We start from the raw sequence: 6,853 nt of genomic DNA, 5'->3' as shown, positions 1-6,853 counted from the left end.
GGCGGTGGCGGCGGCGGCGGCAGGGCCTCCGCGGTGGTCACCGGCGCGAGTTCCGGCGCCTCGGCCGCGCGCGGGGCCTGGTCGGAGCCACCCTGGAAGACGACAGCGAAGCTCGGCGGCGGCAATTCCTGCGGGGGCCGCGCGCGCGGGTCGATCTCGAGCAGCACGGCTGCGACGAGGAGCGCATGCAGCAGCATCGAGACCAGCCCCGCCGCGCCCAGCCCGCGCCGGGCGCGGCGGCGCAGCGCCAGCGGGCCCGGGGGAGCGGGCACGGAGACGGCGGCCGGGGCGGGCGGCGGCTGGCGATCGCGGGGGGAAAGGCGCATCAGCGGGTGCGGGACCCTCGGCGAGATGGAGGCGGCGAGGCCGATTCGGAGCACCGATCCGCTTGCCGCGCGGGGACGCTCTGCTACACCAAGCCGGCGCGCCGGGTTAGCACAGTGGTAGTGCAGCTGATTTGTAATCAGAAGGTCGGGGGTTCAAATCCCTCACCCGGCATATGCCTTTCGGGGACGCAGTTCGGACGGAAGTCCCGCGATATGCCCTGAGCCCCCACTGCTTGATCCGTCAGGCGCGCGTCGCCCCGCGCATGGCCGACGGCGAAGCGACCGAGCTTGCGGAACGCTGGCTCGCCGTCACGGATGGCCTGCGTCGCCAGCGTGGCCTTGCTGGTGGAATAACCCGCCTCGGTCGGCGCCTTGGCGAGTTGATCCAGCCTCAGCATGGCGGCGCAATCGGTGGGATTGGGCATAACCGTTCCCTCGGTTTGAGTGGAACGGAACGAAGGCGCAGCAAGATGCGGCCCGTCACAGGGACAGCGGCGCCTATTCTCCGGCGCCCTATACCTGTTGAGGTGCAGGGCAACGCGAACGGCGCGGGTAAGGCGAGGCGGCATCGTGCGACCCCGGCCTTGGCAACCCCGCCGCCGGTTTGGCCTGTCCATCTGAAAGATTGGCGGACCCGATACGATTCGAACGTACGACCTCTGCCTTCGGAGGGCAGCGCTCTATCCAGCTGAGCTACGGGTCCAGCTCGGCTCCCATAGCCCAGCCCGGCCCTCGAAGGAAGCCCCGCGCCGCCGCATCAATCCGCTGATCGTCCATCTTCCCGCGATCACGGCTTGAAGCCACCCTGACTCCATGACCGACCTGCTGATCCGCGACAGCCGCGACGACGACGTCCCGGCCATCACTGCCATCTACGGCCACTGGGTGACCCACGGCGTCGCCAGCTTCGAACTCGACCCGCCCGACGCTGCCGAACTGGCCCGCCGCCGCGCCGCGGTGCTCGCCGGGGGCTACCCCCACCTGGTGGCCGAACGGCACGGGCGCGTCGTGGGCTACAGCTATGCCTCGGCCTACCGCCCCCGCCCGGCCTACCGCTTCGCCGTCGAGAACTCCGTCTACGTCGCCCCCGGCGGCACACGGGGCGGCACCGGTCAGGCACTGCTCGACGCGCTGATCGCTGCATGCACCGCGCGCGGCTTCCGCCTGATGGTCGCGGTGATCGGCGATTCGGCGAACTACGCCTCGATCGGCCTGCACGAGCGTGCCGGCTTCGCCCGCGCCGGGCTGCTGCCGGCCGTGGGCTGGAAGCACGGACGCTGGGTCGACAGCGTGTTGATGACGCGCGCACTCGGGGAAGGCGCCGCGACTCCGCCGGAAGGCTGACGCGGCCCGTCAAACCATTATCCTGGCCGGCAATGACCCATGCCGGACCGCTGGTCGCGACCCTCGTGGTCGCGCTTGCACTCGCCTTCGCCCTCGGCTTCGCCGCAAGGCTGCTCCGGCTGCCGCCGCTGCTTGGCTACATTGCGGCGGGGATCGCGGTCGGGCCGCATACCCCGGGATTCGTCGCTGACCCAGCTGTCACCTCCGCCCTGGCCGAAATCGGGGTGGCGCTGCTGCTCTTCGCCATCGGCCTGCATTTCCGCGCGCGCGACCTGGTCGCCGTCTGGCGCGTCGCGGTGCCGGGCGCGCTGGCGCAGATCGCGGCAGGCACGTTGATCGGCGCGGCGGCGGGGGTGTCTGCGCTGGGTCTCGGCTGGGGCTCGGCGCCGGTCTTCGGTCTGGCGCTCGCCATCTCCTCCACCGCCGTCGCGACCCGCGCGCTGGAGGAGAAGGGCCGGCTCTCCGGCGAGGCCGGACGCATCGCGCTCGGCTGGCTGGTGATGCAGGACCTGGTGGCGGTCATTGTGCTGGTGCTCCTGCCGGTGCTGGCCGGAACGGATGCCCAGGGCGCGCTGGGGCAGAGGCTGCTCGGCGCCGCGGCCGAACTCGTCGCCTTCCTCCTCGCCATGGCCTTCGGGGGGCGGGTGCTGCTGCCGCGCGTGCTCTCGCTCGTCGCCTGGACCGGGTCGCGGGAGCTCTTCACCCTCGCCGTCATCGTGATCGCGCTCGGGACGGCCTTCGGGTCCTCGGCGCTGTTCGGCGTCTCGCCGGCGCTGGGCGCCTTCTTCGCCGGGGTGCTGCTGGGCGAGAGCCCGCTCGGCCACCAGGCGGCGGCGGAGACGGTGCCGCTGCAGCGCGTCTTCGTCGCACTGTTCTTCGTCTCGGTCGGCATGCTGGTCGAGCCGGCGGCGATGATCGCCATGCCGCTGGCCTCGGTGGCAACGGTGCTGGCAGTGTTGCTCGGCACTGGCGGGACGATCCTCGGCCTGCTGATCCTGATGCGCGTGCCGGTGCCCGCGGCCGCCACCGTCGCCGGGGCGATGGCGCAGATCGGCGAATTCTCCTTCCTTCTCGGCACGCTCGCGATCGGTTCGGGCGTGCTGCCCCCGACGGTGCGCGGGCCGATCCTGGTGGCGGCGACGCTGACCATCCTCACCACGCCGTTGATGCAACTGCTGGCCGACCGGCTCGCGGTGCGGATCGAGGGCACGCGCCGCATGCAGGCTTGGCTGCTGCGGCGCGGCCGGGCGCGGCTGTCGCACCTGCCGCCGCAGGGGCTCGAAAGGCACGCCATCCTTGTCGGGCATGGGCGCGTGGGGCGCATCGTGGCGGCGGCGCTGCGCCGGCACGGGCAGCCCTACGTCGTCATCGAAGCCGACCATGGCGTGGTCGAGGCCCTGCGCATGGAAGGCGTGCCCGTGGTCTGGGGCGATGCGACACGCGTCGAGGTGCTGAAGGCCGCACGGCCGGAAACGGCGCGCCTGATCGTGCTCGGCATGCCCGATGCGGCCGGGTGCCGCGACGTTCTCGCCCTGGCGCGCGTGGCCAACCCGGCCATCATCGCCGCGGCGCGCGCACATGACGAGGAGGAGGCCGCCTACCTCGAGCGCGAGACCGGCGTCGGGCTGGTGGTGATGGGCGAAAGAGAGATCGCGCTCGGCATGGCGGATTTCGCGATGACGCGGCTGGGAGTGGATGCAGAGGCGGCGACGCGGACGATCGAGGAGTTGCGGGTGGGGCAGTAGAGCAGATCCCGATCACGTGGAATCACCTGATCGGGTGAAGATGCTTGTAAAAACAAAGGCCTGGAACGGTGTTCGTGAGCCGAGGCGAACGGAAACCGCTCCAGAGGCCGGGGGGAGAAGAGAACTTCTCCCCCCGGAACCACCCTCAACCTTCTTTGCCGTCCTGGGAACTGACATCGGCTGTCAGTTCCCAAGAAGACAAGGAAGGGAGGGGGATGGGGGGAGGTTCTCCTCCCCCGACCTTCCTCAGTCGTGCCTCAGCGCCGTGATCGGATCGAGCATCGCCGCCCGCCTTGCCGGCCAGAACCCGAAGAACAGCCCGGTGAGTGCCGAAACCCCCACCGCCAGCAGCACCGCATCCGGCTTCACCAGCACCGGCCATCCCGCCAGGTCCGCCACCAGGTGCGACAGCGCGAGCCCCGCCGCCACGCCGACCGCGCCGCCGAGCAGCGCGAGCACCAGCGCTTCCAGCAGGAACTGCGCCAGCACGTCCCGCCGCCGCGCGCCGACGGCGAGCCGCAGCCCGATCTCCCGTGTCCGCTCGGTGACGCTGACCAGCATGATGTTCATCACGCCGATGCCGCCCACCAGCAGCGACACCGCCGCGACCGAAGCCAGCAGCAGCGACAGCGTGCGCGCCGCCGCATCGCGGGTCGCCTGGATGTCCGAGAGGTTGCGGATCGAGACGCTGTCCGGCTCGTTCGCGGCGACGCGGTGGCGTTGGCGCATCAGGGCGCGGATCGATTCCTCCGCCTCCTGCATGTCCTCGCCTTCGTGGATCTTGACCGAGATGGTGCCGACCTGCCGCGCATTGGCGCGAGACGCTCCCATCACCGACCGCCGCGCCGTCCAGTAGGGGATGAAGACCGCGTCGTCCTGGTCCTGGCCCATCGGGTTCTGGCCTTTGCGGGCCATCACGCCGATCACCTCGAAGGGTGTCTGGCGGATGCGGATCTCGCGGCCGACCGGGTCCTCCTCGCCGAACAGGTTCTCGGCGACGGTGGCGCCGAGGATCACCACCTTGCGCGCCGCACTCGCCTCCTCCGCCGTGTAGAGGCGCCCGAGTTCCGCCACCCATTCATGGGCGATGAAGTAGTCCGGGTCGGCGGCGATCACCATGGAGGACCAGTTCTGGTTCCCTGCGACCATCTGGAAGGTCTGGCGGATCGAGCCGACCGCGACCTCGATCTCCGGCACCTCCCGCCCGATGGCGATGGCGTCGTCGTAGGAGAGGTTCGACCGCCCGCCGGCGCCGAGCCGCACGCCGCCCATGGTCGCGCTGCCGCCCCAGATGATGAGCAGGTTGGCGCCGAGGGACTGGATCTGCGCCGTCACCTGCCGCCGCGCGCCCTCGCCCACCGCCACGGTCGCGATCACCGCCGCGACGCCGATGAAGATGCCGAGGGCGGTCAGGATCGAGCGCAGCGTATTCGCCGCGAGCGCGGAAAGCGCGCCTCGCAGCGCCTCCATCAGGTCCATCCCGCCATGCCCGGGCGGGAGCGGCGGCAGCACGGGCGAGGGCGGGCTGGCCGCCGCCGGCTCCCGCGTGATGACGCCGGGGACGTTCATGCCGCGTGCTCCATCGGCGGCAGCGCCGCCAGCACCGCCGCCGCATCCGCCGGTTCCTGACGCATGTCGCCCACCAGCCGTCCGTCGCGGAAGCGCAGCACGCGGGAGGCGAAGCGCGCCACTTCGGCGTCGTGGGTGACCATCAGCACGCCGACCCCGCCGCGGTTCAAGGCCTGGAACAGCGTCACGATGGAAAGCCCGGTGCGGGTATCGAGCGCGCCGGTCGGCTCATCCGCCAGCAGCAGGTCCGGGCTGCCGACGATGGCGCGCGCGATGGCCACGCGCTGCTGCTGCCCGCCGGAGAGTTGCGAGGGCCGGTGCCGCATCCGGTCGCCGAGCCCCACCGCCGCGAGCGCCATCGCCGCACGATCGCGACGCGCGCGCCGGCGCAGGCCGCGATAGACCAGGGGCAGTTCCACATTGCCCAAGGCATCCGTCCGCGGCAGCAGGTTGAAGGACTGGAAGACGAAGCCGATGCGCCGGCTGCGCAGTTCCGCGAGGCGGTCGTGGGATAGCGTCTCCACGGATTCGCCCATCAGCCGGTAGTGGCCGCTGGTGGGCCGGTCGAGGCAGCCGATCAGGTTGAGGAAGGTGGACTTGCCCGAGCCGGAGGGGCCCATCGCCGCGACGAACTCGCCGGGCTGGACGGTCAGCGTCACGTCCGAGAGCGCCTTCACGACCTCCTCCCCGGCGGGGAAGTGGCGGGTCAGGCCCTCGGTCTCGATGAGCGCGGCCATGCTCAGAACAGCCGCCGCCCGGCGGAGGCGGCGGGCGTGCCGGCGCCGGCGCGGTCCTGGCCGACCACCAGCGTCGCGCCCTGTTCGAGCGCGCCGGAGAGGATCTCCGTCACCGTCCCGTCGGTGATGCCGGTGCGCACGGCGATGCTGCGCGGCGGGCCCTCGCCGTTTAGGATCCAGACGGTACCCGGCGTGCCCTCGCTGCGTGCGCCGCCACCGCGCATGGCCGCGAGCCGTGCGCGCTGGTCGGGATTGAGCGCGGCGTTGAGGCGGGAGATGAGCCGCTGCCGCGCCGCCTGCGCCTGCTGGCGCCGCGCATCCGCATCCGAGGGCAGGGATTGCATCCGCTGGCGCATCTCGGCGCGCGCGGCGTCGATCTCGGCGCGCTGGGCGGGGGTGAGGTCGGTCAGCGCGGCCAGTGCCTGGTCGAGCTGCGCCTGGCCTGGCGCGGCGGCTTCGGCCTGCTGCGTGCCGGCGGCGGAACCGGGCGGGCGCCAGCGCAGCGCGGCATTGGGCACGCGCAGCGCCTGCGGCCGTTCCTCGGTGACGATGCGCAGCGTCGCCGTCATGCCCGGCAGCAGCCGGCCCGAGGCGTTCGGCGCGGTCACCACCACCGTGTAGGTGACGACGTTCTGCACCGTGGTAGCGGCGAGGCGGATGTCCTTCACCCGCCCGCGCAGGGTTTCGGTGGGGAAGGCGGCGACGGTGAAGGTGACGTCCTGGCCCGGCCGCACGCGGCCGATATCGGCCTCGTCGACCGTGGCCCAGACCTCCATCTCGTCGAGGCTCGCCGCGATCTGGAACAGCACGGGCGCCTGGAAGGAGGCCGCGACCGTCTGCCCGATGTCGATGTTGCGCGAGACCACCACGCCGTCGATCGGCGAGCGGATGGTGGCATTGCCGAGGTCCACCTCGACCTGGCGCAGGATCGCTTCCTTCTGCGCGCGGGCGGCCTCGGCGGCCTCCACCTGGGCATCGGCGGTGCGGGCGGCGGCAGTGGCGGAGAGCAGCGCGGCCTCGGCGCGCAGCAGGTCGGCGCGGGCCTGGGCCACCGCCGCACGGGAGCGTTCGGCGGTGAAGGCCGCGCGCAACGCGTCGCGCTCGGCGCCGACGCCGCGGGCGCGGAGTTCGG

The 6,853-nt window shown here is 72.1% G+C and carries 6 protein-coding genes, 2 tRNA genes and 1 pseudogene; 3 read left to right on the top strand and 6 right to left on the bottom strand.

Annotated elements, in window-relative coordinates; genetic code table 11:
• Positions 1-272, bottom strand: a pseudogene (locus tag GXW76_RS24485) (hypothetical protein); the annotation flags it as partial.
• 154 nt (positions 273-426) lie between these two features.
• Here GXW76_RS24485 and GXW76_RS24480 point away from each other — a divergent pair.
• Positions 427-498: transfer RNA gene (locus GXW76_RS24480), tRNA-Thr, on the top strand.
• Here GXW76_RS24480 and GXW76_RS24475 read toward each other — a convergent pair.
• A complete protein-coding gene (locus GXW76_RS24475) occupies positions 464-751 on the bottom strand; it encodes a hypothetical protein (protein ID WP_211864760.1) in 288 nt (95 codons plus the stop codon). The genes GXW76_RS24480 and GXW76_RS24475 overlap by 35 nt on opposite strands.
• Positions 752-952: 201 nt before the next feature.
• A tRNA-Arg gene (locus tag GXW76_RS24470) sits at positions 953-1,029 on the bottom strand.
• Between the two features lie 110 nt (positions 1,030-1,139).
• On the opposite strand from GXW76_RS24470, the gene GXW76_RS24465 reads away from it, so the two are divergent.
• Entirely contained in the window at positions 1,140-1,670 is a 531-nt protein-coding gene (locus GXW76_RS24465; protein WP_211864759.1) for a GNAT family N-acetyltransferase, read from the top strand.
• 32 nt (positions 1,671-1,702) lie between these two features.
• The gene (locus GXW76_RS24460) at positions 1,703-3,415 is read left to right on the top strand and encodes a cation:proton antiporter (RefSeq protein ID WP_211864758.1); all 1,713 of its coding nucleotides are present in this window, start codon (positions 1,703-1,705) and stop codon (positions 3,413-3,415) included.
• A gap of 246 nt (positions 3,416-3,661) precedes the next feature.
• Here GXW76_RS24460 and GXW76_RS24455 read toward each other — a convergent pair whose 3' ends face one another.
• The 3 genes from GXW76_RS24455 to GXW76_RS24445 all read right to left on the bottom strand — a co-directional run.
• Complete coding sequence (locus GXW76_RS24455) at positions 3,662-4,984, bottom strand: ABC transporter permease (RefSeq protein ID WP_246514684.1); 1,323 nt, start codon at positions 4,982-4,984, stop codon at positions 3,662-3,664.
• Positions 4,981-5,721, bottom strand: coding sequence for an ABC transporter ATP-binding protein (locus GXW76_RS24450; RefSeq protein ID WP_211864757.1), 741 nt, complete (start codon positions 5,719-5,721; stop codon positions 4,981-4,983). Before GXW76_RS24450 ends, GXW76_RS24455 begins: the two co-directional genes overlap by 4 nt.
• A 2-nt stretch (positions 5,722-5,723) precedes the next feature.
• The coding region (locus GXW76_RS24445) for an efflux RND transporter periplasmic adaptor subunit (RefSeq protein ID WP_211864756.1) at positions 5,724-6,853 on the bottom strand (1,130 nt) is incomplete at its 5' end.

Origin of the sequence: Neoroseomonas soli, assembly GCF_018129065.1 — a bacterium.
Taxonomy (GTDB): domain Bacteria; phylum Pseudomonadota; class Alphaproteobacteria; order Acetobacterales; family Acetobacteraceae; genus Neoroseomonas; species Neoroseomonas soli.
Note: the sequence above shows the minus strand (reverse complement) of the source record. Positions and strands in the feature narration are given on the sequence as shown.